25 protein-coding genes are annotated in these 26,198 nt (G+C 66.4%); 17 read left to right on the top strand and 8 right to left on the bottom strand.

Annotated elements, in window-relative coordinates; translation table 11 throughout:
• Window positions 1-346 precede the first annotated feature (346 nt).
• On the top strand, window positions 347-1,489 hold the full coding sequence (locus WEB52_01835; GenBank protein MEX2225172.1) for a hypothetical protein: 1,143 nt from the start codon (window positions 347-349) through the stop codon (window positions 1,487-1,489).
• Entirely contained in the window at window positions 1,486-2,847 is a 1,362-nt protein-coding gene (locus WEB52_01830) for a hypothetical protein (protein MEX2225171.1), read from the top strand. The genes WEB52_01835 and WEB52_01830 overlap by 4 nt, the downstream gene beginning before the upstream one ends.
• A gap of 94 nt (window positions 2,848-2,941) precedes the next feature.
• Here the strand turns inward: WEB52_01830 and WEB52_01825 are convergent, their stop codons facing one another.
• A complete protein-coding gene (locus WEB52_01825; GenBank protein MEX2225170.1) occupies window positions 2,942-3,382 on the bottom strand; it encodes a zf-TFIIB domain-containing protein in 441 nt (146 codons plus the stop codon).
• A gap of 195 nt (window positions 3,383-3,577) precedes the next feature.
• Between WEB52_01825 and WEB52_01820 the strand changes: the two genes are divergently transcribed.
• Window positions 3,578-4,270: a hypothetical protein gene (locus WEB52_01820; GenBank protein ID MEX2225169.1), complete on the top strand. Its 693-nt coding sequence runs from the start codon at window positions 3,578-3,580 to the stop codon at window positions 4,268-4,270.
• Window positions 4,271-4,294: 24 nt separating this feature from the next.
• Window positions 4,295-5,032, top strand: coding sequence for a hypothetical protein (locus tag WEB52_01815; protein ID MEX2225168.1), 738 nt, complete (start codon window positions 4,295-4,297; stop codon window positions 5,030-5,032).
• Here WEB52_01815 and WEB52_01810 read toward each other — a convergent pair.
• On the bottom strand, window positions 5,003-6,028 hold the full coding sequence (locus WEB52_01810; GenBank protein MEX2225167.1) for an alpha-hydroxy acid oxidase: 1,026 nt from the start codon (window positions 6,026-6,028) through the stop codon (window positions 5,003-5,005). The genes WEB52_01815 and WEB52_01810 overlap by 30 nt on opposite strands.
• Before the next feature lie 157 nt (window positions 6,029-6,185).
• Between WEB52_01810 and groL the strand changes: the two genes are divergently transcribed.
• The 6 genes from groL to WEB52_01780 all read left to right on the top strand — a co-directional run bounded on the left by groL (window position 6,186) and on the right by WEB52_01780 (window position 12,458).
• Window positions 6,186-7,802: a chaperonin GroEL gene (gene groL / locus WEB52_01805; protein ID MEX2225166.1), complete on the top strand. Its 1,617-nt coding sequence runs from the start codon at window positions 6,186-6,188 to the stop codon at window positions 7,800-7,802.
• 75 nt (window positions 7,803-7,877) lie between these two features.
• Window positions 7,878-8,345: a hypothetical protein gene (locus WEB52_01800; protein MEX2225165.1), complete on the top strand. Its 468-nt coding sequence runs from the start codon at window positions 7,878-7,880 to the stop codon at window positions 8,343-8,345.
• 156 nt (window positions 8,346-8,501) lie between these two features.
• Window positions 8,502-9,758 (top strand): ScyD/ScyE family protein, encoded by a 1,257-nt coding sequence (locus WEB52_01795; protein ID MEX2225164.1) that lies wholly within the window; start codon window positions 8,502-8,504, stop codon window positions 9,756-9,758.
• Between the two features lie 179 nt (window positions 9,759-9,937).
• Entirely contained in the window at window positions 9,938-11,212 is a 1,275-nt protein-coding gene (locus tag WEB52_01790; GenBank protein ID MEX2225163.1) for a ScyD/ScyE family protein, read from the top strand.
• Window positions 11,213-11,302: 90 nt separating this feature from the next.
• On the top strand, window positions 11,303-11,905 hold the full coding sequence (locus tag WEB52_01785) for a hypothetical protein (protein ID MEX2225162.1): 603 nt from the start codon (window positions 11,303-11,305) through the stop codon (window positions 11,903-11,905).
• Between the two features lie 202 nt (window positions 11,906-12,107).
• Window positions 12,108-12,458 (top strand): hypothetical protein, encoded by a 351-nt coding sequence (locus WEB52_01780; protein MEX2225161.1) that lies wholly within the window; start codon window positions 12,108-12,110, stop codon window positions 12,456-12,458.
• 72 nt (window positions 12,459-12,530) lie between these two features.
• On the opposite strand, the gene WEB52_01775 is transcribed toward WEB52_01780, so the two are convergent.
• The 3 genes from WEB52_01775 to pdxT all read right to left on the bottom strand — a co-directional run bounded on the left by WEB52_01775 (window position 12,531) and on the right by pdxT (window position 15,788).
• Window positions 12,531-14,126 carry a R3H domain-containing nucleic acid-binding protein gene (locus tag WEB52_01775; GenBank protein ID MEX2225160.1) on the bottom strand — a complete coding sequence of 532 codons (1,596 nt, stop codon included), beginning with the start codon at window positions 14,124-14,126 and terminating at the stop codon, window positions 12,531-12,533.
• A gap of 1 nt (window position 14,127) precedes the next feature.
• On the bottom strand, window positions 14,128-14,979 hold the full coding sequence (locus WEB52_01770; GenBank protein MEX2225159.1) for a hypothetical protein: 852 nt from the start codon (window positions 14,977-14,979) through the stop codon (window positions 14,128-14,130).
• 200 nt (window positions 14,980-15,179) lie between these two features.
• Window positions 15,180-15,788: a pyridoxal 5'-phosphate synthase glutaminase subunit PdxT gene (gene pdxT, locus WEB52_01765; protein MEX2225158.1), complete on the bottom strand. Its 609-nt coding sequence runs from the start codon at window positions 15,786-15,788 to the stop codon at window positions 15,180-15,182.
• Window positions 15,789-15,930: 142 nt separating this feature from the next.
• Here pdxT and pdxS point away from each other — a divergent pair, with 142 nt between their 5' ends.
• The 3 genes from pdxS to WEB52_01750 all read left to right on the top strand — a co-directional run bounded on the left by pdxS (window position 15,931) and on the right by WEB52_01750 (window position 19,877).
• Window positions 15,931-16,845 (top strand): pyridoxal 5'-phosphate synthase lyase subunit PdxS, encoded by a 915-nt coding sequence (gene pdxS, locus WEB52_01760; protein ID MEX2225157.1) that lies wholly within the window; start codon window positions 15,931-15,933, stop codon window positions 16,843-16,845.
• Between the two features lie 656 nt (window positions 16,846-17,501).
• Window positions 17,502-18,125, top strand: a complete 624-nt coding sequence (locus tag WEB52_01755; protein ID MEX2225156.1) for a chloramphenicol phosphotransferase — start codon at window positions 17,502-17,504, stop codon at window positions 18,123-18,125.
• 609 nt (window positions 18,126-18,734) lie between these two features.
• Window positions 18,735-19,877 carry an alpha/beta fold hydrolase gene (locus tag WEB52_01750; protein ID MEX2225155.1) on the top strand — a complete coding sequence of 381 codons (1,143 nt, stop codon included), beginning with the start codon at window positions 18,735-18,737 and terminating at the stop codon, window positions 19,875-19,877.
• Window positions 19,878-20,117: 240 nt separating this feature from the next.
• Here WEB52_01750 and WEB52_01745 read toward each other — a convergent pair whose 3' ends face one another.
• Window positions 20,118-21,008 (bottom strand): patatin-like phospholipase family protein, encoded by an 891-nt coding sequence (locus WEB52_01745; protein ID MEX2225154.1) that lies wholly within the window; start codon window positions 21,006-21,008, stop codon window positions 20,118-20,120.
• A 221-nt stretch (window positions 21,009-21,229) separates the two neighbouring features.
• Here WEB52_01745 and WEB52_01740 point away from each other — a divergent pair, with 221 nt between their 5' ends.
• The 4 genes from WEB52_01740 to WEB52_01725 all read left to right on the top strand — a co-directional run bounded on the left by WEB52_01740 (window position 21,230) and on the right by WEB52_01725 (window position 23,293).
• Window positions 21,230-21,622 (top strand): hypothetical protein, encoded by a 393-nt coding sequence (locus WEB52_01740; protein MEX2225153.1) that lies wholly within the window; start codon window positions 21,230-21,232, stop codon window positions 21,620-21,622.
• A 188-nt stretch (window positions 21,623-21,810) separates the two neighbouring features.
• The gene (locus WEB52_01735; protein ID MEX2225152.1) at window positions 21,811-22,407 is read left to right on the top strand and encodes a hypothetical protein; all 597 of its coding nucleotides are present in this window, start codon (window positions 21,811-21,813) and stop codon (window positions 22,405-22,407) included.
• Window positions 22,408-22,423: 16 nt separating this feature from the next.
• Window positions 22,424-22,762, top strand: coding sequence for a hypothetical protein (locus WEB52_01730; protein ID MEX2225151.1), 339 nt, complete (start codon window positions 22,424-22,426; stop codon window positions 22,760-22,762).
• On the top strand, window positions 22,763-23,293 hold the full coding sequence (locus WEB52_01725; protein MEX2225150.1) for an RES domain-containing protein: 531 nt from the start codon (window positions 22,763-22,765) through the stop codon (window positions 23,291-23,293).
• 5 nt (window positions 23,294-23,298) lie between these two features.
• Here WEB52_01725 and WEB52_01720 read toward each other — a convergent pair whose 3' ends face one another.
• On the bottom strand, window positions 23,299-24,144 hold the full coding sequence (locus WEB52_01720; protein ID MEX2225149.1) for a DegV family protein: 846 nt from the start codon (window positions 24,142-24,144) through the stop codon (window positions 23,299-23,301).
• Complete coding sequence (locus WEB52_01715) at window positions 24,141-25,805, bottom strand: DAK2 domain-containing protein (protein ID MEX2225148.1); 1,665 nt, start codon at window positions 25,803-25,805, stop codon at window positions 24,141-24,143. The genes WEB52_01720 and WEB52_01715 overlap by 4 nt, the downstream gene beginning before the upstream one ends.
• Between the last annotated feature and the right edge of the window lie 393 nt (window positions 25,806-26,198).

The following is a 26,198-nucleotide window of genomic DNA, read 5'->3' as shown; positions in this document are numbered from 1 at the left end:
GATCGAACCGGCAGCGCCAGGCCGGGCCTAGTTGACAGGATCGCGCGGCGCAACTAGACTCTGCCTCGATTCGAGCAGGGCAAGATCGGGCGAATCGGCGGTTGTGGTGAGGCAGTGCGGTGGAACATAACTCGAAGGTTGAAGCCCTGAACGCCCCTCACGCTCGATACCCCGCGGATTCTTCCTGAGACTCGCATTTGCACGCGTCTGCTACTGTTATGCGGGCACGCGTGTGCGGGAGTCAACGGCATGCGCAAAGAGTTGCTCCGGCCCTGGCGGGGTGCCGGCGCGAACGCATGAATAGGCTGGCTCGCAAGAGCCTCCTGACAGGGAGAGTCAAGGGCCTATGATGCTCGTCCGCGTCATTGCCGCGCTCGCCAAACCGGCGCTCGTCGGCGGAACGCTCACCGTAACGGTCGCCGGCTCGTACATCGGCTACGAGCGCTGGCACGACGACGGCGTCAGCCCGTTCCAACAAGTCCAGTCGCAAGGACAGCGGCTCCTGATCAGCGAGTTCGGCGAGGACGCCGATACGATCGTCGCCGTCGATCCCGCCGATGCCGCTGCCCGCACGGAGATCGCGACGATCGATCACGCCCCCGGCTACGGCATCTTCGCGACACTCTCACCCGACGGCGAAGCGATCGCCTACACGGCATTGCCGTCCGACAGCGCGCAACCTTCGCCGGATGCGGCGGCGCACGCCGCGATCGTCGACGGCGACGGCGACGTGGCGCTGCTCGCCGATGACGTTGACCTCCTCGTGCCGCCCGTCTGGTCGCCCGACAGCGAATCCATCGTCGTGCGCAAGAATGTGCCGGAGGACGACGGCGCCGGGTCGTTTGAACTGATTGCGCTCGCGATCGACGGATCGCGCGCGACGGTCACCGCGTGGTCGAACGCCGCGGTCTTTCCTATTGCCTTCGCGCCGGACGGTTCGACCCTCTACTTCGCGACGCTCAACGAGCGCGGCACAGACCTCTACCGCGTGGCGCCGGACGGCGCAGATGAGACGCTGATCGCGCACCTGAGCGATGAGATCGCGCGCGACTGGCGGCTCTCGCCTGACGGTACGACGCTCGCGTATACGGTCGCCGAAAGCGGCCTCACACCGCGCGTGGTCACCAAGACGCTCGACCTCGCGTCGGGGGAAGCGGAGCGCGTGACGTCGAGCGAGGACCGCATGGAATTCAACCCGGCGTGGAACGGCGACGACGAGTTGACGATCAGCTCCGTCAAGCCTGAAGGCGGAAGCGACGCCGTTTCGGTGGATGCTCGCGGCGGCGTCTGGCCGCTGAGCAGAAACGACGACTCGATCGACGTGCCGCTGGCGTGGTCGCCGGACGATTCGACGCTCGCCGTTCGCACCGTCGAAGGCGAATCCGCGTCGGACACAGCAACTAGTTATGTCGAGTTCTTGACGCCGGGTGGCGCCCGCGACCGCGTCTCCGATTCGGCAGACGTGCTGATCGTGGGGTGGATCGAGTGATCCGCGGACTGCGCCGGCTGCTTCCCGTCCTGGGCATCTTCTTAATGGTCGCCGTGATCTCGCCGATCGTGCCGCGCGACGATACGCGCGTCGTGCAGGCGTGCGCGTTCGCCACGCCGCCGACCACGTACGAAGGGCTTGAGGATCGATCGTTGTACATGGCGGCTATGGACCTCGCCGGCAACGACATGCTGTTCCCCAAGGACAAGTTCTTCTCGCAGGCACACCTGGAAGTGGGCACGCGCAACAATCGCGTCCCGGGCGAGCTGTACATCCCGCCGACGTTGCTAAAGGCGATCAGCTGGATCGAAAGCGTCGCCACGCAAGGAGCGCCGGACCTGCCGTTCGGCGCCATCGGACCAGCGCTGGTGTCGTTCGACTGCGGCTACGGCGTCGCGCAGGTGACGAGCGGCATGACGGCGCCGCTCGGCGAGGGCGGCGACGTCACCGACGAACAGGCGCTCACCGCGACGCACTTCGCGTACAACATTGGCCGCGGGGCGGCGATCCTCGCCGACAAGTGGAACTCGGCGCCGGAAGCGCGTCCCGTCTCGGGCATCGACACAAACAGCGATCCGAAGCTCGTCGAGAACTGGTATTACGCGATCTGGAGCTACAACGGATTCACCGGCCCCGGCGCCAATCGCAGCAATCACCCGCTCGACCCGCTGTACGGCGCCTGGCCACGGACGCCGTACAGCTGCGGCCCCGCTAACGACGGCCTGAGCCACAACCGCTCGCTGTTCCCCTACCAGGAGTTGGTGTACGGGTGCATGGCGCATCCGCCGACCGTGCAGGGCAATCAGCTCTGGAAGCCGCTCGATGCATCGCTGCCGGATCTCAACAACCCTTACTGGCGCAGACCGCTCGATCTCGCGAACTTCCGCTATCCGTACAGCGCGATGGACATGCCGACGGCGCAGCCCTCGCACCAGGACCCGACGCCGAAGCCGACGCTGGTACATCGTTTCGCCGTGCTCGGCATTCCGAACATGGTGGTCGACCCGCCGATCGTGCTCGTCAACGTGCGTCCGGGCGAATCGGCCACGCCCGGCGAAGTACACATCTCGAACACCGGCAGCGGCATCGTTGCGTGGCGCGTCACCGCGAACAGATCGTGGGTCACCGTCTCGCAGGTCGCCGGCATCGCCGTCGGTGCGAATCTGCCGTGCCTGTCGTCGTCGCCGTGCGATCGTGCCGCGACGCTGCGCATCTCCGTGGATCCGGACAAGGTGCTCGGCAGCGACGCGGCGGTCGTGACGATCCGCGGCATCGGGCACGGCGGCCGCATCCAGGACATCGCGGTGTTCGTGCGGGCGAACGTCGCGATCGGGATCCCCGGTACGACGCGTAATTAAATTAAGCTATCACGACAGCCTGACTGAGATTGACAGATGTCGTAGGTCGTTCTCTTGTTGCCGGTGAGGGATAGCCGGCGCGAAGTCGTCGGCCTCACCCCCGCAAGAATTCCATCAGGCGATCTAGCCAGGATGGGTTCCGCATCTTGTACATGAGCGCGCCCCACTCCACCTCCGCCTTATTCGCACGCTCCAGATCCTCGACACGCTCGTCCATGGCGTCGCGCACGTCACTCGCCTCGCCGCGATCGAGCCAATAGCCGTGTTGGGCGCGGCACACGTCGAGGTGGACGCCCTCGCCGCGGTAGTCGAACGTGGTCATCGGCTTGCCGCAGGCGGGACACAGTAGGTTACTCGGCGCCTTCGCCCACTCGATCATGCCCGCGCGCCACGCCTCATCGGACTCGACCGTTGCCTCAAGTTGCGTGAGTTCGTTGTGGTCGAGCCAGCGGCCATTGCAGTTCGGGCACCGCTCGACCGCTATCCCGTCAGCCGTCTCTCCTTCGAGTGACGTTTTGCAGCGTGGACATCTCATGCCAGTCCCTTTACATGCCCGGCGTAGTCGCCGGATCGGAAGAGGTTGAGCGGAATCTTACCGCGGACGCCGGGATAGCGTGATCCGTCCGCCCGCCGCGTGCGAATGAGACTCGTAGCACGCGTACGGTGACGCGGCGACGCACTGGCCGCCATCGCATTGCAACAAAATCTACAGAGGAGGACACAGGCAAGCATGAAGCATGGATTCTGGAAGAGGGCGTCGCTGGCCGGCGCCGGTCTGGTCATCATCTCCGCTGCGGTCTTCGGCGCAGCATGCGGCGATGATGACGATGACGACGACACGACGCCGACGCAGCCCGCCGCGATGGCGACGCAACCCGCGGCGGAACCCACCGAAGACGCGAGCACGCCGGAGCAGGGCGGCGCGGACGACCTGGGCGAAACGCCGGGATGGGCCGCAGGGCAGGAAGGCACGGTGTTCTACACCAGGCCCTTCTTCTGCAACAGCGAGCCGTGCGTCGTCGGCGAAGCGGGCATGAACCCGCAGGACGTGACGGATCCGGTGCCATCGGTCTGGGTGCTGGTGCCGCTGTTCACGGAGACCGAAGGCCTGACGTTCCACTGCAACACAGAAGGCATGTGCCCGACGCATCCGACGGAGCTGGACGTCAGCGCGATCGGTCTCGGTGACGTGATCCCGCTGCCGCCGCACAGCCACATCATCGACCCCAATGAGGCGGGCTTCAGCGCGGCGGGCGAGACGCCGTGGAAGGTCGTCGTGGTCGGCGTCAACAGCCGCGAAGCATGGGACATGCTCGAGGCGGGCAAGTCGATCGACACGCTGCGCGAAGTGCAGGCGATGGGCGACACGTCGGCGACGGCGGACATCCCGTCGAACCTGATCCTGTTCTTCGGTGTGCGGTAATTGAACGCGAACGGAGCGACCGCGATGGCAATTTCCTCGGTGACTCTCCAACGACACGCCGTCGCGATCGGTGCCTCGCGGCCGTCGGGGAGGTGGAAGGAACGGATCTTCCACCTCCTGGCGGCGACCGGCGCGGTAACGGTGATCGTCGGCGCGTACCTGCCCTGGGCGACGTTCTACGCAGGGCTCATCGAGCGCAACGGCGTGCCCGGCCACGGCAAATACTTCATCGCGCTCGCGGTCGGCGCGCTCATCGCGAGCGCGCTCTCGTCGATGCGCGGGCTTGCGCCGCTGCGCTCGCTGACGCCGATCTTTGGCGTCGCGATCGCCGCCTTCGCGGTGCGTGACCTGCGCAACCTCTACGCACTGACCGACAACCCGGCCGCGGCGTTCTACGTGCCCGGCCAGGGACCGGGGCTCTACGTCGTCATTGCGGGCGCGACGCTCCTCGCGGCGTCATACTTCGCAGCGCCGCGCGTCCGCGACTGGCGGATGACGGACGTCGCAGCGACCGGCGTTGCCGCAGCGTTCACGATCGGCGTCACGATGCTGATCGCCGGCGCGTATGGCGAGTACTACCTGCACTTTGCCGGCGGTCACGCGCACAACCACACCGATGCATTGAACCCGGCGCACGTGCTGACGTTCTCCGGCGGCTCGCTCCTGTTCGTCGCATCGTCCGCGATCGTGTACCGCCTCGGCGCGAGGCGGCGGCCGCCCGTCGCGCGGCGCTCACACGACGTGGGCGCGAGTGATGTCTGAGATCGACGGCGTCCCTAGCAGTGACATGGAGTAGCGCACTTCGGCGGCCATCAGGTCGAGCGCGAGCGTGACGCCCTCCTGGCCGCCGCAGGCGAGCGCGTACAGAATTGGCCGGCCAACAAAGACGGCACGCGCGCCGAGCGCCAGCGCGGTCACGACATCGCTGCCGCGGCGCACGCCGCCATCGAGATAGACCTCTGCATTACCGGCGACGGCATCCACGATCTCTTCGAGCACATCGATCGATGCGGATGCGCGATCGAGCTGGCGGCCGCCATGGTTCGACACCCACACGGCGTCCACGCCGTGCTCGACGGCGAGTCGCGCATCCTCGCCCGTCATGATGCCCTTGAGGATGATGGGGAGCTTCGTCGTGGCGCGGAGCCAGGTCACGTCGCTCCACGTCAACGTGACGGGCGGCGGCGCCGCGGCGGGCGCATCCGGGAAGTTGCCAGGCCGCAGGACAGACGTATCCAGGAGAGCGCGCAGCTCGCGTTCGCGCCGGCCGGGCACGGCGAGGTCGACAGTCAGCGCGATGGCGGTACATCCGGCCGATTCGGCGCGGCGAATCAGCGCTTCGGTGCGCGGTCCGGTGTTGTCCTGCACGTAGAGTTGGAACCAGAACGGCCCGCCGTCAGCAGCGCCGATCTCCTCGATCGGACGCGTGGACTGGGTGGACGCCACATAGAGCGCGCCTGCGCGGCTGGCCGCACGGACGGTGGCGCACTCGCCTTCAGGGTGCGCCAGCCCGTGCTGTGCAGTCGGCGCGATGCCGACCGGCATGGTCACCGCTTGTCCGAGCAGCGTGGTCGCCGTGTCGATCTGCGAGACGTCCACGAGTACGCGGGGGCGCAGGCGGCGCCGGGCGAACGCGGACTCGTTGTCGCGGAGGGTGACTTCGTCGCCGGAGCCGCCGGCGTAATAGGCGAACTGGCCAGGCTCCATGCAGGCCCGTGCCAGTTCCTCAAAGTCTCGCAGGTTGTGGGCGTCAGGCACGGTTTGCTCTCCGGGGCCAATCTAGGCTCGATGCCCGTCTTGATCCAGCCGATAGCAGGGGCTAGAATCAGATTTAGCACTCCCATCCGGAGAGTGCCAGAACCCGGACGAAACTGCACGTTCCACCCGAGAACCATGCACAAAGGATGAGGTAGATATGCCCAAGCAGCTCCTTTTCGAAGAGGACGCGCGTCACGCCCTGATGCGCGGCATCGACGCGCTCGCCGATGCCGTCAAGATCACGCTCGGCCCCAAGGGCCGCAACGTCGTTCTCGACAAGAAGTTCGGCGCCCCGACCATCACCAATGACGGCGTCACAATCGCCAAGGACATCGAGCTCGATGAGCCGTTCGAGAACATCGGCGCCCAGCTCGCGAAAGAGATCGCGTCGAAGACGAACGACATCGCAGGCGACGGCACGACGACCGCGACGGTGCTCGGACAGGCGATCGTGCACGAGGGACTGAAGAACGTCGCGGCGGGTGCAAATCCCATGGCGCTCAAGCGCGGGATCGAGGCGGCCAGCCAGGCCGTCGTCGCGCAGTTGAAGAAGAACGCCAAGCCGGTGACGACGCGCGAGCAGAGCGCGCAGGTCGCATCGATTTCAGCCGCCGACGCGACGATCGGCGAGCTGATCGGCGAAGTGATGGAGAAGGTGGGCAAGGACGGCGTCGTCACCGTCGAAGAATCGAAGGGCATCACGACGGAAGTCGAGTATGTCGAAGGCATGGCGTTCGACCGTGGCTACATCAGCCCGTACTTCGTGACCAACAGCGAGAAGATGGAAGCGGAGCTCGACGAGCCGTACATCCTGATCACCGACAAGAAGATCTCCGCGGTGACGGACATTCTCCCCATGCTCGAGCGACTGCTGCAGGTGAGCAAGAACCTGCTGATCATCGCGGACGACGTCGAAGGCGAAGCGCTGGCGACGCTCGCCGTGAATAAGTTGCGCGGCACCATCAACGTCGTCGCCGTCAAGGCGCCGGGCTTCGGCGACCGCCGCAAGGACAACCTGGGCGACGTCGCCGCGCTTACCGGCGCCACGCTGATTAGCGAGGAACTGGGCCGCAAGCTCGACGCCGTGCAGGTCGAAGACCTCGGCCGCGCCCGCCGCGTGATCATCTCCAAGGAGAACACGACGATTATCGAGGGGCGCGGCAAGCCCAAGGACGGCGAGGCACGCGTGAAGCAGATCAAGGCTGCGCTCGAGACGACCACGTCGGACTGGGACCGCGAGAAGCTGCAGGAGCGCCTCGGCAAGATCGCCGGCAGCGTCGCGGTCATCAAGGTTGGCGCCGCCACGGAAGTCGAATTGAAGGAAAAGAAGCACCGCGTCGAGGACGCCCTGTCGGCCACCCGCGCGGCCGTCGAGGAGGGCATCGTCTCGGGCGGAGGCGTCGCGTTGATCAACGCGCAGGCCGCGCTCGAAAAGCTCGACCTGACCGGCGACGAGGCGACGGGTGCCCGCATCCTGCGCCGCGCGCTCGAAGAGCCGCTGCGCCGCATCGCGACGAACGCCGGCAAGGACGGCTCGGTGATCGTCGAGCAGGTCAAGAAGCTGAAGCTCGGCGAGGGGTACGACGCATCGCTTGACGAGTTCGGCAACATGATGACCAAGGGCATCATCGACCCGCTGAAGGTGACGCGCGCCGCGCTCGAAAACGCGATCTCGATCGCCGGCATGGTGCTCACGACAAACTGTCTGGTGACGGATCTGCCCGAGAAGAACGGCGCAGGCATGGGCGCCGGCGCACCGCCGCCCATGTACTAGCGTACGACATCGCATTCGCGGACCGGGCACGGAGAAGCGCCGTGCCCGGTTCTTCGATCGCGCAGGGGATGACACATGTACACAGAGAACGGACTGCTCGTGGACCTGAGAGAGATCAACCACATCGTCAGGAACGCCGACGTGTTCGCCGCGGCGTTTCGGCTCTTCCCCGAACGCATCCTGGTCGATACGCGTCACGACGCGACAGACCCGGACGGCCCGTGCGGGATGCCGATGCTCGCGATCGTCGATCCTGTTGCGACGTTGCAGGAGCGCTACTTCTGGTTGGGCCAGCAGCGGCCGGCGCTCGGCACGCCGAAGCACTTCCAGTTCTTCTTCTGGCCCCACAGCATCCGCTATCTCGAAGAATGCGGCGTGTGGGCCACCATCCGTGAACGCGTCGTCGCATCGGGATTCGCCGGCGCCGGCGAGACCTGCGATGCCGCGTTGCGTGATCTCTATCAGCGCGAGTACGCCGCCAACCGCGACGCCATTCGCGGCGACAGGTATCAGACTCTCTGGGCCGACGCTGGTACCGCCTGACGAATCACTAACGCATCCGTCCGGAATGGGCGTCGGCGCATGACGCGGGCGTAACAACGCGTGCGCCGCCGCCGGACAGTAGTTGCTTTCAGTGCTCCATAAGACGAGAATTGGCGCCGTTCCCGGGACGAATCCGGAGCAAGGAGGAGGGTTCTTGTGAAACCGCAGTTCATTCTGGCCACAGCCGCGCTGCTGGTCGCAGCAGCATGGCTGATGGCCCAATCCGTCTCGGCGCAGGAGGAAGGACCGCCGCCGAGCGCCGGCACGAAGATCGCCGAAGGACTGGCCGGCTCGCAGGGCGCGGCGATCGGGCCGGACGGCGCGCTGTACGTCACGCTGTCAGGGACCGGCGGCGACACCGAAGTGACGCCACCGGACGACTTTCCGCCGGATGAGCCGGTACCGACATTCGGCCTGACCGGCACCGTCGCGCGCATCGATCCCGCGACCGGCGAGGTGACGACTGCCGGCTCCGGGCTGCCATCGATCGGTGGCGAGGAAGGCGCCGGTGGAGCGGTCGACGTCGCGTTCATGGGCAGCACCATGTACGTGCTGACGACCGGCGACGCCGACGAGTTCGGGCAGGAAGAATGGCCCAACGGCATTTACCGGGTCGCGGGCTCCGACGTCGAACTGATCGCAAACATCGGCGAATTCAATCGCGATAATCCGGTCGACTTCCCGGACGCAGGACCGGGCGGCAATCCGTTCGCCATCGACGTCCGCGGCACCGAGTTCTACGTCACAGACGGTAACCACAACCGCGTGCTCCGGGCGACGACGGCCGGCGCGGCCAGCATCGTCACGACGTTCGATAACGTCGTGCCGACGGGCCTGGAGACCGGCTCGAGCGGGCCGATCCTCATGACCCAGTTCGGCGCGTTCCCGCAGACGGCCGCGAACAGTTTCGTGGTATCAGTCGCCCTGCCGACCGGCAACGCGACGAACGTCGCGAGTGGATTCGCGCAACTGATCGATGTTGAGAACGGGCCGGGCGGTACGTACGCACTTCAGTTCGGGAGCACGGACACCAGTCCTGACGGCGACCCGTTCAGCGGCAAGATCCTGACGCTCGCGGGCAGCACGCTGACGCCGCTCGTGACGGGCTTCATGTTGCCGACGTCACTGGACTTCAGCGGCGACACCGCCTACGTGACGACGCTGCTCGGGGAGGTCTGGCAGATCGAGGACTTCTCGACCGTCGAGCCGCCGCCGGCCGTCCAGCCGACACCCGTCGTTCCGGTCGAGCCCGGCGTGGCGCCTACGGCAACGCCTCGCACCGGCGTGACGGCGCCGGACACGGGCACGGGCCCTGGCGGTGGCAATCACAACGTCATGCTGCTCGTCGCCCTGGCGATCGGCGCGATTGGCATGGCAACGGGTGCGGTCGCCGTTGCGACCAGGCGCGCGTAAGTTGTGACGAGGGGCAGGGCGGCTCGTCGCCCCGCTTCGGCGCTGAGAGCCTCCGCCGAAAGTCGTAGACCGGTCTCCGCCGCTGCGACGCTGACGCTGTGACTCATCGACGCTACATTCTTGCCGGACGGAGGGCATTTCTCGCACACAATGTGGATTTGGGGGAGAAGGAGACAGCCTTGAGTTTGAGATTCATCGTCGTAGGGTTGGCCGCGTTGGCCACGCTGACCGTGTTCGCCGGGATGGCATCCGCGCAGGATGGCCCACCCGGGCCGAGCGCCGGCACCGTGTTGGTAAGTGACTTGATCGCGCCACGAGGGATGGTGGTTGGGCCGGATGGCCTCATCTACGTCGCAGAAGCGGGCACTGGCGGCGACACGGAGTTCGTGACGCCCAGCGGAGAGACGGTCAACAACGGCTTCACGGGCCGCATCTCGTCGATCGATCCGGAGACGGGCGAGCGCACGACCCTCGCCGAAGGCCTTCCTTCGCAGCGCCTAGAAATGGGCGACCAGATAGGCCCGGCGGACGTCGCGTTCATCGGCAGCGCGCTCTACTACCTCCAGACGCACGGTGGTGAGCACTACGGATTCCCCGACAACCCGACGGGCATCTACCGCGTGCAAAGCAACGGCACCGTTGACCTTGTCGCCGATATCGGCCAGTTCAACATCGACAACCCCGTAGCCGCGATCGGCAGCGGCGCGCAACCCGATGTCGAGGTGGGCGGCAATCCGTACAGCATGATCGTCCGCGACGGCCAGTTCTACGTCTCGGACGGCAACCACAACCGCCTGTTGGAAGTGACTACTGGCGGTGACGTCTCGGAGATCGTCGAGTTCCCGGACCACCCCGTAAGCACCGGCATCGCCCAGACGACTAGCGGTCCCTTCCTCGTGGGTTACCTGGGCCGCGGTCCGTTCCTGCCGGACGACGGCAGGGTCGTGAGCGTTTCGCCGGCCGGCACGATCACCGAGATCGCGCGCGGCGTGCCGATGATCACCGACGTCGAGGTCGGTACGGGCGGTCAGCGCTACGCGCTGTCGTTCGCCGACGGATTCGCGCCGTTCACGGGCAGCGTGCAGCGCATCAACGCCGACGGCACCATGACGACCATCGTCGCCGGGCTCACGTTCGCGACCGACATGATCTTCATCGGCGACACGCTGTACGTCACCGACGACGGGCTGAGCGCGCTCGGCCCCGGCGAACTGATCGCCATCGAGAACTTCTCGGCGGTGCAGCCGCCCGCGCCGGCTCCGACCGCAGCACCCACGCAAGGCGCGCCCGCGCCAACGCCGACCGTGGGTACCGGCGTCACCGCTCCGGATACCGGCAGCGGCGGATACACGGACAGTAGCGGCGGCGCGACCACGATTGTCGTCGCGATCGCGCTCGCAGTAGCCGCCGCGGCGGCGAGCGGGTTGGCGGCGCTCGCATGGAAGCGGCGCTAGCGACAACAGCAACTCCGAGGAGGGGCCGGAATGTTCCGGCTCCTCCTCGAAAACAGACAGATATCAGATTAGATAGCGAGAAAGAACATCATGAAGACGCTACATTACCTCGCACTCGGCACACTGGCCGTCACCGCGTTGCTCGCCGCATGTGGTGGCAACGACGACGATGCTTCGGACGATGATGCGACGCCGCGAGCAAGCGCGACGGCGCGGGCAACCCGGCCCGCAGCCTCCGCCACCGCCGACAACGCGACGGCGACGCCCGAGGCCGCAGCAACGGCCACGCCCGAAGCTCCGCCGCCCGTCAACAGCGCTGCGACGCCGGCCACGGCGCCGCCTCCTCCGCCGCAGGCGCCCGCCCCCACAAGTACGCCGATTCCGCCACCGCCGCCCCCGCCGTCGGTGCAGCCCCAGTCGCTCAGGATCGTCGCCAATCGCACGACGTTTGCGCCGACGCAACTCACGGCGAGCGCGGCTTCAGCAATCACGGTGACGCTCGACAACCAGGATGCCGGCGTCGTGCACGACATCATCATCTACACGCCCGCGGGCGCCATCGCGGCACAGACGGCGATGTTCGCGGGGCCGGCGCAACAGTCAGCGACGTTCACGGCATCCGGGCCGGGCAATCACTTCTTCAAGTGCTCGCTCCACCCGCAGCAGATGACCGGATCGATCGCGATCTCCTGAGCGACCCGCGTGCGTCGGTGCGCCTCTGCCACATCGGGCCTGTGTGCTCACGTGCAGGGGGTCGCCGCGCTCTGCGTCAGTCCTGCACCGTCTTGCATTTGCGAGTCGCCACGCGCGCTTGATCTGGTCGCGAAAGCAGCGTTCGCCTCCGGCAACCCGTCGAACGCTAGGCTGAAGGGTCAAGGGCGACGAGAGGGACAGCATGGCACGAGATCGCAAACAGCAGCGCGACGCCGCCACGCTGGGAGATGCGCAGCGCCCGGAAAGCACGGGTGAGCGCGATGCAGATGCCCCGAACAAGTCCGACAGGATGGAGCATGCGGAGATCCGCGAAAACATCCCCGGAGAACGAGACGACTTGAACGCGGACAATAGCCAGGGGTTCACGGGCGAAATCGGGGACCGCGACCGGCAAGTTCCCGGCAGCGAAGCTACCCGTCGCACGGTTCCGCGCGATGATGCCGGATCGACGCGCGAGCCGACCGAATCGCGCCAGCGAGATGACGCAGCGATGAACTCCGACGACTTCGAGAACGAAGATACCGTGGATTGAAGCCGCAGATTCCACCTGTATGGAAACGGGGCGACCGAAGCGGCCGCCCCCTTCTCCTGTCCAACGTAAGGCTTAGTAGCGGACCTCGTCGCGGCCGATCATGACGCGGCGATACGGTTCCCGGCCTTCGCTGCGTGACGTGAGATTGTACTGTTGCGCCATCTGGTGCTGGAGACGGCGAATGTAGGCGTTCTGCGGCGTCAGCTCAACGGCACCGGACTCGCCGTTGAGGACGCCGGTGATCGCATCTTCCGTTTCCTGCATCGCCGTTGACACGTCGCCGCCACTGCCCCGCTCCGCCATCGAGAGCAGGCTCTGCTCCATCTGCACGACCGTGTTGGTCTTCAGGACGTAAATGGGGATGCCGCGAGACTCCGCGTCGCGGAGCGCCTGCGGCTTTCGCCGGAAGTACGTGCGGAGCGTCATGACGCTGTCGGCATCGCCCAGTTCGTCCGCGATCGCGACGCGGGCCGCCGTCTCGCGGACAGCCTGCTCCAGGCGCTTGCGGGAGATGCCGAACGGGTAGACGCGCCGCACGGCCGCATCTTGTGCCACCACTTCCTCTGGTACACGCTCGCGGAACGGCGTCGGGCGGCGTTCGCGGATACCACGACGCTCCGCAGGCTGTCCGCCGCCAAGCGACTGGATCGAGCGCGGCGCTGCTAGCACGCGGACATCGCCGTCCTCATCGAGTTCGCGCACTTCGGCGGGAATCTTGTAGCCGCGCAGGAGCGAGTCGATCGTCTCCGCTACGTCGCCGTGTACGGCCACGCGGTCCCAGCTCTGGATTTCGACGACGACGTCGAACGTGGGCGGCGCCTTGCGCTCGAGGATCGATTTCTGCGTACCGCGACGGCGCGCTTCTTCGTCGCCGAGCGTCACGGACTGGATGCCGCCGATGAGGTCAGCGAGCGTCGGGTTCAGGATCAGGTTTTCGAGTTCGTTGCCATGCGCGGTCGCCACGAGCTGCACGCCGCGCTCGGCGATGGTGCGCGCCGCTGCAGCCTCGAGTTCCGTACCGATCTCGTCGATGACGATGACCTCGGGCATGTGGTTCTCGACCGCCTCGATCATCACAGCGTGCTGCAACGCCGGCGTCGGCACCTGCATGCGTCGCGACGTGCCGATAGCGGGGTGGGGGATGTCGCCGTCACCGGCGATCTCGTTCGATGTGTCGACGATGACGACGCGCTTGTTCAAGTCGTCGGCGAGCACGCGCGCGACTTCGCGCAGCATCGTCGTCTTGCCGACGCCCGGACGGCCGAGCATCAGCGTGCTCTTCCCCGTCTTGATCAGGTCCTCGATGACGTGGATCGTGCCGTAGACCGCTCGGCCAACGCGACACGTCAATCCCACGATCCGGCCGCGCCGGTTGCGGATGCACGAGATGCGGTGCAGCGTGCGTTCGATTCCGGCGCGGTTGTCATCGCCGAACTCGCCAATGCGCGAGACCGCGTAATCGATGTCTTCGGGCGTCACTTCCGCGTCGGAGAGCATCACTTCGCGGCCGGGATAGCGCGCTTCGGGGCGGCGGCCCAGGTCCATCACGATCTCGAGCAACTCGAAGTTGTCGTCGCGCAGCTTCAGCGGGCCGCAGATGTGCGGCGGCAGCGCATCGAGCAGCAGATCGAGGTCGTCGGTGATCACGCGTTGCAAGTTGTTCGTCATTCTAGACCATCGTCGTCCGCGCGACGGCGGGCACTCTTTGTGCGACCTTCACGGGCCGCACCGTGCGCCGCGAGAGCACGGCGTACGATTCGCCTTCTTCGAATCCGATGCCGGCGAGGCGCTCAGCTACCGCCCATTGATGCTCCGGCACCAGCGTATACGCGCGCTCGCGGTTGGCGACCTTGTGAAGCGCCGCTCCGATCAGATCATCCAGGGCGTCGTGCGTGCCGAGCACCTCGAAGCGACCGATCTCGCCGTCGCCGGCGACGCGCAGCCAGCCCGAGAGCTTGCCGCCGTCCCGCAACACCCACTGCGAGGTGCGCCCGAGCCGTTCCTGCGCCGCGGTCCATTCGGTGAACGTCATCGCCTCGAAGCGGCGGACCGACTCCGGCACAAGGTCGTTGTAGAGCTGGAACACGCGGTACGCGTCCTCCTTCGTGCGCCGCTCGAGACCTTCGACGTTACGCCGATGCGCCGCAAGCGGTTCGCTGCTTGACCAGTACACGGTCTCACGCGCGTACGCGCCGAAGCCGCATCGAATAATCGCCGCTTCGAGGTGGCTCGCCCCGGGCACGCGGATGAAGATCCGCAGCGCGCCCGACCTGCCCGCCGCCTCCGTCACCTGGTCGACCAGGCTCAGCAGCACGCCATCATCGTCCGGCTCGGCATCGATGAGACAGTCGATCTCCCAGGCGAGCTTCGAGCCGCGCTTGCGCGCCGAAACGAGTCCGCGCAGCGTCGGCCCTTTCACGCTGATCCAGGTGTGGCGCCCGGTGGCGAAGCTGAACCACTGCTCGAACGCTGTCTCAAGCGGGTGCGGCGAGTCCTGCGTTCCGATCCGGTCGAGCGTCATTGCCTCGTTCGCGTAGACGCGACCGTCGTAAGAGACCAGTGCAACGAGGTCAGTCGGAAGGACGGTACGCGCGGTGGGGGTCAATAGACGTCCACGCTCCTGTACGCTACGGACTCAATTGTAGCGCGGATTGGAGCACCCTGTGTTGCTAATTCGGCGGCGCAGATCTCTCATAACAGCATCCACGAGCGTCAAGATGGCTACTTCGGGGCGCTGCGTTCGCGACGGTGCGCCTCCGCCAGTTCGGCCAGCAGCCGGTGGAATCGATCGTCATGGGTCAGCTCCGGGTGAAAGACGGTTGCCAGCAGGCGCCCCTCCCGGGCGGCGACGATGATGCCGTCATCGAGTGTGGCGAGCGGCTCGACGGCCGGCCCCGCACGGTCGATGCTGGGCGCGCGGATGAAGACAGCGTGGAACGGCCGATCGCCGAGTCCCGCGACCGCAAGCTCCGCCTCGAAGCTGTCGACCTGGCGGCCAAAGGCGTTGCGCCGCACGTCGATGTCCATGAGTTCCAGGTTGGGGCGATCGAGGTCGGTGGCATGCTTCGCCAGGACGATGGCGCCGGCGCAGGTGCCCCAGATCGGCAGTCCCTGCCGCCCGAGGCGCTTGATCGGCTCGCGCATCTCGTAGATGTCCAGGAGGCGCGTGATCGTCGTGCTTTCGCCGCCCGGGATGATCAGCGCATCGAGCGATGCGAGCTGGGACGGCAGCCGCACCTCGACAGCTTCGAGGCCGAGCTTCTCCAGCATGGCGATGTGCTCGGCGAAGTCGCCCTGCAGGGCGAGGACGCCGACGACTGGCTTCTCCATCGATCCATGATATCGCCGATATCGAGGGCCGACTCGGGCCGCAGCGGACTCATCGCGTGGATCCAATCGGAATCCGTCAATTGGCCCTCAATCAGCGCCGCCGCATTCGATACACTGATGCTCTCACGAACGGAGGAGCACCATGGTTGCAACGAACGATCGCGTCAACGGCAGCGCCACCACAGGCACGTGGGCGGTCAAGAAGGGCCTGGCACAGATGCTGAAGGGCGGCGTCATCATGGACGTCGTGACGGCGGACCAGGCGAAGATCGCCGAGGAAGCGGGCGCCTGCGCCGTGATGGCGCTGGAGCGCGTGCCATCGGACATTCGGGCGGACGGCGGCGTCGCGCGGATGTCGGACCCGGACATCATCACGGCGATCGTCGAGGCGGTGACGATCCCGGTGATGGCGAAGGCGCGCATCGGGCACTTCGTGGAGGCGCAGGTGCTGGAGGCGCTGGGCGTCGACTACATCGACGAGTCGGAGGTGCTGACGCCGGCCGATGAGGCGAACCACGTCGACAAGCACGGCTTCAAGGTGCCGTTCGTCTGCGGCTGCCGGGACCTCGGCGAGGCACTGCGTCGCATCTCCGAGGGCGCGGCGATGATCCGCACGAAGGGCGAGGCGGGCACGGGCAACGTCGTCGAGGCGGTGCGGCACATGAGGCAACTCTGGTCGGACATCCGCCGCATCCAGTCGATGCGCGAAGACGAGTTGTTCGCGGAGGCGAAGAACCTGGGCGCGCCGCACGAACTGGTGAAGGAAGTGGCTGCGCTGGGCAAGCTGCCGGTCGTGAACTTCGCGGCGGGCGGGATCGCGACGCCGGCGGACGCGGCGCTGATGATGCACCTGGGGGCCGAGGGCGTATTCGTTGGGTCGGGCATCTTCAAGTCGGAGGACCCGGAGAAGATGGCGAAGGCGATCGTGAAGGCGACGACGCATTACCAGGACCCGGCGATCATCGCGGAGGTGTCGCGGGGGACGGGGGTGCCGATGCGGGGGTTGGAGATCGGGACGATCCCGGAGCACGAGATCCTGGCGAAGCGCGGCTGGTAGCGCCTGCGGCGCGCACAGCAAGCAGCACACAGCAAACAGCAAAGGGGAGCGGGCGGAATGCGTCCGCTCCCTCCTCTTTGCCGGCGCCGTTAGAACTAATGTTTCACGTGAAACATTGAGTGTGGTGGCTGTAGATCTCGATTGATCGCATGTTCGGGATTGCGATTTGGCTCCGGGGGATTCGCATCTTGATTGTCCGTTTTGATTGAGTGTGCGTCGGCGCGTGCTGGCGGTTGGATTGGCGTGCGGCCGGCGCACACGAGGACGCAGCGAGTTCGGAGCTGGCATGTGGTCTCCCGCACGGATGGTACGGCGGCGGGCGGCGGATCTCGAAGCGTTGCGTGGCACGGGGGGACGTTCACCGCAGAGGCGCAGAGACGCAGAGGTTAAGGGGGTGGGGCGGGGATGTCGGTGCCGCGCGGACTTTCAGCCCGCGCTCGGGTGGGTGGTGATGGGCGTCCGTTGGCGGCGGTGCGTCTGCGAATGCGGGATCCTTCGCGTTGCTCAGGATGACGGTTGTGCGACGCTTCGGGTTCGTGGCGCGGTGCGGGAGCCGCGCGGGGCTTCCAGCCCGCGCTCGGGTGTTCGGGCGCAGAGGCGCTCGGGCACGCGAGGACAGGTAGTAGATTTGATGCGGGCAAACGTTGGGAGTTTTGATTGTGGCAGATGAAGGACAGCCGGGGCAGATTGTGATCCTGAATGGTGTGCCGCGGTCGGGGAAGACGAGCATTGCGCGGGTGATCCAGGATACGTTCGAGGGTGCGTGGATGAACATTGGCGTCGATGCATTCTCGCGTCACGTGACGCCGCGGGAGTTTCAGCCGGGGATCGGGCTGCGTCCGGGCGAGACGGGGCATGCGGCGGAACCGATGGTGCCGGTGTTCTACGCGGCGATGTATGCGTCGATCGCGGCGCATAGCAGGCTCGGGCTGAACGTCGTTACGGACGTCGGGCACCACGATTCGTACGGCGACGACGTGATCGGCGCGTGCGCGCGGCTGCTCGCGGGTTTGCCAGTGCTGTTCGTCGGCGTGCGTTGTCCGATCGAGGCGATCATGGAGCGTCGGAACATGGGCGAAGGCCCGTACGTGAAAGGCAGCGCCGGGGATCCGGTGCCGGCGCCCGTGCTGCGATGGCAGGACGCGGTACACGCGCACAGCGTCTACGACCTGGAAGTCGACACGTCGGTCATGAGCGCGCAGGAGTGCGCGGAGGTGATCCGGGGGCGGCTGCGCGATGGCGCACCCGGGACGGCGTTCGCGGAGATCGCGAAGCGATAGCGTGCGATGCTGGAGGTGTGTTCACCGCAGAGGCGCAGAGCGGTTGGGGTTGCTTTCACCACAGAGGGCACAGAGGCACAGAGGTTTTGGGGAGCGTGGTAGCGGCTGGCCGCGGTGCGTCTGCGAAGGCGGGATCCTTCGCTTTGCTCAGGATGACGGTTATGCGGCGGTTGGTGCGCGGGTCGAGAGTGTCGTGCTGGGAGATTCTTCGCTTCGCTCTGAATGACGGGGAGCCTCACCCCCCGGCCCCCTCTCCGTCGGGCGGAGAGGGGGAGCTTGAGTGAGTGTCGGCTTCGGGTGCGACGTGGTTGTCGTGCTAGGAGATTCTTCGCTTCGCTCTGAATGACGGGGAGCCTCACCCCCCGGCCCCCTCTCCGTCAGGCGGAGAGGGGGAGCTTGGTGAGTGAGTGTCGGTTTCGGGTGCGAGGGTGGTGCGTGGGTTGATGGTTGTCGTGCTGGGAGATTCTTCGCTTCGCTCTGAATGACGGGGGACCTCACCCCCCGGCCCCCTCTCCGTCGGGCGGAGAGGGGGAGACCCGAATGACTCTTTCCACCGCTCGATGTGGTGGGTACCGTCTAGTGGTGATTGCGATGCGGCGGATGCGGTGGATGGCGCTGTGGCTGGCGGCGGTGGTGCTGCTGGCCGCGTGCTCTGATGACGGCGGCGACGGCGCGCAGGTGACGGCCGAGGCGTCGGTCGAGGCGCTGACGGTTGAGGATGTGACGGCGCCAGGGCCGTACGCGGTGGGCGTCGCGACGTACGAGCTGGTGGATACGACGCGGCCGACGTCGGCGAGCGGCGACGTCCCCGGCACGGACGAGCGTCGTCTGCCGACGGAGGTGTGGTATCCGGCGGTCGCCGACGCTGCGAAGCCAGACGGCCGCGAACTGCTCGTCGACGAGAGCGGCGCGCCGTATCCGCTGATCATCTTCGCGCACGGGCTCAGTTCGTCGCGGTTGTTTTCGCCGGACTACACGCGTCACCTGGCGAGCCACGGCTACGTCGTGGCGGCGCCGGACTTCCCGCTGACGCGCATCGGCACGCCGGGCGGCGTGCGCTTCATGGACGTCGTCAACCAGCCGGGCGACGTGTCGTACGTCGTGGACACCATGCTGAGCTTCAACGAAACGCAGGGACACCTGCTGCAAGGCGCGGTCGATGGCGAGCGCATCGCGCTGACGGGGCATTCGCTCGGCGGCTTCACGGCGCTGATCGGCCTGTACGAGGTGTACGGCGTCGAACGCGACGAGCGGATCGACGCGGGGCTGACGATCTCGGCGAGCGGGTGCGTGTACGACGAGAACACGGAGACCGACGTCGCGATCCCGATGATGTTCCTGACGGGTTCTGAGGACCTGATCGTGCCGCGCGCCGGCAACCGCAGGGCGTACGATTTGGCGGCGGCGCCGCGCTACTGGGTGGAGGTGAGGGGCGCGAACCACGTGCGCTTCTCGTTCGCGGACATCGACGATGCGGTGGTCGCGCAGGGCGTGCTCAATCTCACCGGACGCGGCGGCGATGCAACGCCCGGCGATGGCCAAGGCGTCGATGACGGCGACCGTGCGTGCGGCGACGCGGCCAACCCGCTCGGTGCGCCGAAGCTGACGCTCGAGGAGCAAAACCGCGAACTGCGGCTGTACGCGACGCCGTTCTTCGACGCGTATCTTCGGGACGACGAAGCGTCGCTGCGGTTTTTGCAGGAGACGCTGCCGTCGCTTGAGGGTGCTGCGTACGAGTTTGAGGCGGAGTGAGGCGGGTGAGGAACCACAGAGGCACAGAGACACAGAGACGTTTTCTTTAAAGATGGCGATGCTGCGCGCCGGGGCGGAACTGAAGCTCCGCAGCTACGTCTTTTTCGTTTGACCGTTCGCAGAAGTCTAACGGGCTTGATGTTCACCGCAGAGCCGCAGAGACGCAGAGGTCTTTGGCAGGGGTGGCGATGCTGCGCATCGCCGGGGCGGAGTTGACGCTCCGGGGCTACGTAGTGCCGGTTAGGTGGCGCCGAGGTCGGTGGCTAGCTTGGGGTTGGCGATGAGTTCGGTCGCTTCGGCGGGTAGCGGCTCGCCGGCGAGCAGCGCCTTGATCGAGGGCAGCGCGGCTTCGGCGGCGGCGATGCCGGCTTCGAGCACGTCGACCATGTGGAAGGGCGAGTTGCCGCGAATGCGCGAGATGCCACGCGGGCGGATGACGAGCTGGGCGGTGCGTCCCGGCTTGAGCGGCGTCGTCGCGGCATGGAGTGTGAAGGGCACGCCGGCGATCGTGCGGTGCAGTGCGGCCTTGGCGAGGCGCCCGGCGATCCAGGCGGCGGGCCGGTGACAGACTTCGGGCAGGCTGAGGGGCTTGCCGAGTTCAACCGCGACGACGACATCGGCGCCGAGGCCGACGGCGGCGTCGACGGGGGCGCTGTCCCAGAACCCGCCGTCGAGCAGGTAGCGGCCCTGGTAGAGCACGGGGCGGGCGATCACGGGGATGGCGATGCTGGCTTCGATGGCATCGATGATGGGGCCGCGGTCGATGGCGACGGGGCCGCGCTCGACAATGTCGGAGGCGGTGGCGGCGTATTTAATCGGCAGGTCTTCGATGTTCCAGCCGGCGAGCGCCTCGTAGAAGCGTCGGGCGAGGCGGTTGCGGTGGCGGATCTTGAGGCGGTGGCGGAAGAACTGGATGACGTCGTTGGGGGGGCAGGTGCGGATGCCGTCTTCCATCTCGGCGGCGGTGCGCCCGACGGCGAAGGCGCCGCCGTAGAGGCTGCCGACGCTGGTGCCGGCGATGACATCGGGGCGGATGCCGGCGTGTTCGAGGACGCGGAGGACGCCGACGTGGGCGGCGCCCTTGGTGCCGCCGGCGCCGAGGGCGAGACCGAGCTTGAGTTGCCTGGGCATGTGGTGCTCCCTACCGGCGGGGTCCCGAGTCCACTCCTGTTCCATACATAAGATAACGTACGGGCGAGTGTGGGGGTTGCGGGCCGGGGTGGTCAAGTGTCGATTGGGTATCGGGGTGGGGTGGGTGTCAAGGGGTGCTGTTGACTGGCGGTGGTTCTGTCCTGTACAATGGCGCCTGAAACGACTTGTTAATCGTCTGTCATTATGTCGGGAGAGATCTAATGGGGCTCGAAATCCGCCTGGGTAGGGACGACCACAAGGTAACGGATGAGTTCATCTCATCCGAGCCCGTTGGGATCGACGCGTTCATCGTTGACGCGAACCACCTCCGGCGTCACTCCGTCGTCATCGATGCGGCGCGAGCGAAGGGGATCGGGGTTCTCGTCGAGCCACTTACAGAACGTCTCGTTGAACTTGGTTTCAGGGGCGGAAATCTTGACTACTGGGACGCCCTTCCCATTGATCCCTTTGAGTTCACGAAGCCCTCGAAACAGGTGGAACTTGTAGAGCGGGTTGTCGGACCGCAGATTGAACACGCAACACCCTCGTCGCACCTCACTTTTACGCGGAATCGGACGGCCTCATCGAGGTTAACCAAGAACTCGCTGGAATGACTGTTCAGGCATTCCGAAGCAAGGGGATACCTGTCAGGGCGATACTTTCGGCGCCGCTCGCGACCTTGAGGAACGCAGAGCGACTTGCGTCGGCTGTCCGCCAATACTCGCGACTTGGGCTCGAATCAGTTGATCTCCGGCTGTCGCCCGTCGGTGGGGATGAGGAAGGGCCGAGGAAGGTCGCAACGGTGTTCGAGATCCTTGAAGCGTTCAAGCTAGCAGGTATTCGCGTCTCGCTCGGGTTTCAAGGCGACATCGGCCAAACAGCGCTGGCGCTCAACGTGGTTGATGCGTACTCAACCGGCATCGGCTATCGCGAACGATTCGACCACTCCGGTGTAATGAGCCGACAACGCCGCCTGACCGGACAGGCCAAGCCCTCGGGCGGTCCCACAGCCGGTGTCTTTCTACCGCTCGCGGAAGGAACTGTGCCGAGAAGATTGGCGCAAGCACTCTACTCTGATGAGTCCATTCGCACTCGTTTGGCCTGTGACCTCGGTGGGTGTGCAAAACAGATCGACGCGCCAGTGAACGATCCTCGGGCACATTACTTGCATTCCCGGGCCTCTCGGGTCGAGGAGATCCTCAGGTATCCGCCGGCGTGGCGACCGAGCCACGAACGCGACCGCTTGCGTACCGCGATCGAGTTCCGCGAGAGGCTAAACGCGCACCAACTTCCGACATACACTCGTAAATTTAAGACGCAAGAGAAGATTGGCACTCGAACGATGAACGCTCTACTCACTCAGGTAGACCGACGAATCGACGCATCCAAGTCAGCTTAGAACCGAGAGGAATACATTGCCAACGGCAATTGCAGAAAAAGTGCGCTATCTCTCAGACCACCTCTCTCTCACACAGGAGGAAGTGGCGCAAATCGTCGGTTCGTCTCCTCGCGCCGTAGGACGATGGTCAGCGGGTGACGTTCGCCCCCAAAAGCTAACCAAACAGCGGCTTCTTGAGCTCGCGTTCATTGGAGAACAACTCGCAAGTGTCTTGCGACCTGAAGACGCTAACGTATGGATCTTTTCTCCAAACGCACTGCTGGATGGTGACACTCCCGCGGCACGCATTCACCGCGGTGACTACAAGACTGTTCTCGCACTGATCGAGGCGCTTGCGGACGGAGTCGTCGCTTAGTTGCCGGCGCGGGATCTTCTACAGCAGGTCAGCGACCTTGGTTCGACCCGTTGGTCTGGTGTCGCATATCGGCACACATCTACCGGTCGCGATCCCATGTCGGGCCGCGGAGCACTGCTGTTCGGAGGGCGGTGGAATCCGCCGGACGTCGTTTCGACCGTCTATTTGGCGTTCCCTGAAGAGACATGCGTGGCGGAGTTCCTAAAGGTCGCCGAAACCCAAGCCAGAGGAGCTTCGTCGTTCGCTCCGCGCTCGATACACACGTTCCAGCTCACAAACATCGAGTTGCTCGATCTCACCGCGCCCGGCTCGCTCGAGGCGGTTGGCCTCTCACTCGCGGACATCGAGTCGTCGGACCGGCGTGCATGCCAGGCCGTCGGCGAGACGGCGCACTACTTGATCTACCAGGGTGTGCTTGCTCCATCGTCGACGGGCATCGGGAACGTTATCGCGGTGTTCGAGCCTCGCGTTCGTCCCGGACAGCTAGCGCTGGTGGAGACTCGTCCGTTGTCTTCGGTGTTCAGCGACTAACGACGTCACCCCTCGACGACGGCGACGCCGAGCATGCCGGGGCCGCCGTGGGTGCCGAGGACGGGGCCGAAGCGGACCTCGTGGAGGGTGGCTGCTGGGGCGAGGGTGCGGGCGCGCTGGGCGAGCATCGCGGCGTCTTCGGGGGTGGTGGTGTGGGCGATCGCGACGTCGGTGACGCGATCGAATTTCGTGATCAGGTCGCAGATCTCGTCGATGGCTTTCCGGCGCGAGCGGGCGCGGGTGACGGGAAACGCTTCGCCGTCTTTCACGGTGAGGACGGGCTTGAGGCGCAGCAGGCCGCCGAGAAAGGCGCTGGCGCGGCCGATGCGACCGCCGCGTCGCAGGTACTCGAGCGTCTCGAAGGCGACGGCGACGTGCACGCGTTCCGCGACCGACTGCGCGGCGGCGGCGCACTCCTGCATCGACGCGCCTGACTGCGCGGCGCGGGCGGCGGCGAGCACGCACATGCCGAGGCCCATCGACACGCTGCCGGAGTCGACGACGGTGATTCTTTCGGGTGCGACTTCGGCGGCGACTGAGCGCGCGGTCTCGACGGTGCCGCTGAACTTGTGCGAGAGGTGCACGGAGACGACATCGCCCCGGGTGATCAGGTGGCGGTACGCGTGCTCGAACAGCGCGGGCGGCGGTTGCGACGTCTGCGGCAGTTCTTTCGTCGACGACAGGCGCTGGTAGAAGTCATCGGCGGTGAGGTCGATGCCGTCGCGAAAGGACTGGGCGCCGAACTGCACGGTGAGCGGCACGACGGTGATGCCGAACTCGCCGGCGAGGGGCTTCGAGATATCGGACGTGCTGTCGGTGACGATGCGGCACGCCTGCGGAGTGACGGTCATTCGACGCCCACGAAGTACGGGTAGTGCGGCTGGCCGCCGTGCACGACGTCTACATCGAGGCCGTGACGCTCGCGCAGACCGTCGGCGATGGCGTTCGCCGCGTCTTCGGTCTCGCCTTCGCCGACGTACAGCGTGATGAGCGACGCGTCGCGCGCGGCGAGGATGCGCGCGACGCATTGATGCGCGGCCTCGGCGATCGTCTCGGCGGCGACGGCGAGATCGCCATCGATGAGGCCGATCGGCTGGCCTGCGCGGACGTCGATGTCGTGGATGCGCGTCGGGCGGGCGGCGAGCGTGATCTCGGCGGTCGTGACGGATGCGATGGCGTCGTTCATGGCGGCGACGTTTTCGTCGAACGGCGCTTCGGTGTTGAGCGCGACGAGGGCGGCGACTCCCTGCGGGATGCTGCGGGTCTCGACGACGGCGACGAGCGTCGCAAGGCCTTCGGCGGCGAGTTTGGCGGCCATGACGACGTTCTTGTTGTCGGGCAGGACGATGACTTCGGACGCGCCGGTGGCCTCGATGGCGGCGCGGATGTCGCCCGCTGACGGATTCATCGTCTGGCCGCCGCGGACGACGCGCGCGCCCATCGACTCGAAGAGTTCGGCGATGCCGTCGCCGAGCGCGACGGCGACGACGGCGATGCCTTCCGTCGGCGCGACGGATGGAGAAGATGCGGCGAGGGCGCGGAACTGCGCCTCCATGTCGTCGACTTTTTCGTGCGAGACGTCGCCGAGGGTGCGGGCGTGCGCGAGCGCGTCGTCGGGGACGTGCGTGTGGACGTGGACGCGCACGACGTCATCGCCGCCGACGACGAGCACGCTGTTGCCGAGCGCGTGCATGCGGGTGCGCAGCGCGTCGGCGTCGATCGCAGCGCCGGTGACGACGAACTCGGTGCAGAAGCCGGACTGTGCGTCGCCGTGCGCGTGCGTGCGTACGGTGGCGGCGAGCCATGCCGGGTCGATGGCGCCGAGATCGGCGGCGGCGGTAGCGCCTTCTTCGCCGCGGAGGCCGCGCAACATGCCATCGAGCAGGACGTAGAGGCCCTGGGCGCCGGCATCGACGACGCCGGCTTCCTTCAGCACCGGCAGCAAGTCCGGCGTGCGATCGACGGCTTCACGCGTGGCGGTGACGACGGCGTCGAGCACGATGACGGTCGACGCGTTGCCGGCGAGCGCCGCGGCGTCGGCGGCGGCAGCGATGGCGGTGAGGATGGTGCCCTCCTTCGGCTGCGAGACGACCTTATACGCGGCGTCTCGGGCGCGGGCGAAGGCGCGGGCGAGTGATGCGCCGTCGAGCGCGGCGTCGTGATCGGGCATGGCCGCGAAGCCGGCGAGGATCTGCGACAGGATGACGCCGGAGTTGCCTTTGGCGCCCATGAGTGCGGCCTTCGCGGCGGCCGTCGCGACGACTTCGGCACTGCGTTCGTCGTCGAGTGTGATGGCGCCCGCCGCGGCCTGCATGGTCAGCGACAAGTTGGTGCCGGTGTCGCCGTCGGGGACGGGGAAGACGTTGATGGCGTTGATGGCGTCGGCCTGGGCGCGGAGGGCGGCGGCGCCGGCGCGGAACATGCGGGCGAGGGTTGCGCCATCGATGGTGAGGCCGGTGATGCGCGGGTTGCGCGCGTTGTGGTGGAGTCGTCGGATGAGGGGATTGCCCATGTTCCCCCTGTTTGGTGTGCGTGCGCGTTCTGGAGGATCGTACCGTATTGGAAGCGGGATGCGGGATGCTGGATGCTGGGAGCCGTTAGTCGCGGCGTCTGGTTCGTTGGCGGCGAACCTCACCCTCTTATCCCTCTCCGTCAGGCGGAGAGGGACGATCGACCTGTGCGCGGGAGGTCGCGTGCGGCGCGAACCAGGCGCCCAGTCCTCTTCGAGATCTGCGGAGTTGTTGATCGGGGTTAGCCCGCGAGGGTTTTGGCGTTTTGTTCTTCTCGGCGGGCGGCTTCGAGGAGGGCCTCTTTTGTGGCGGCGTCTGGCTCGTTGGCCGCGAACCCTTCCCCTCTTATCCCTCTCCGTCAGGCGGAGAGGGACGATCGACCTGTGCGCGGGAGG

Source organism: Dehalococcoidia bacterium, assembly GCA_040902535.1.
GTDB lineage: Bacteria > Chloroflexota > Dehalococcoidia > DSTF01 > JACRBR01 > JBBDXD01.
Note: the sequence above shows the minus strand (reverse complement) of the source record. Positions and strands in the feature narration are given on the sequence as shown.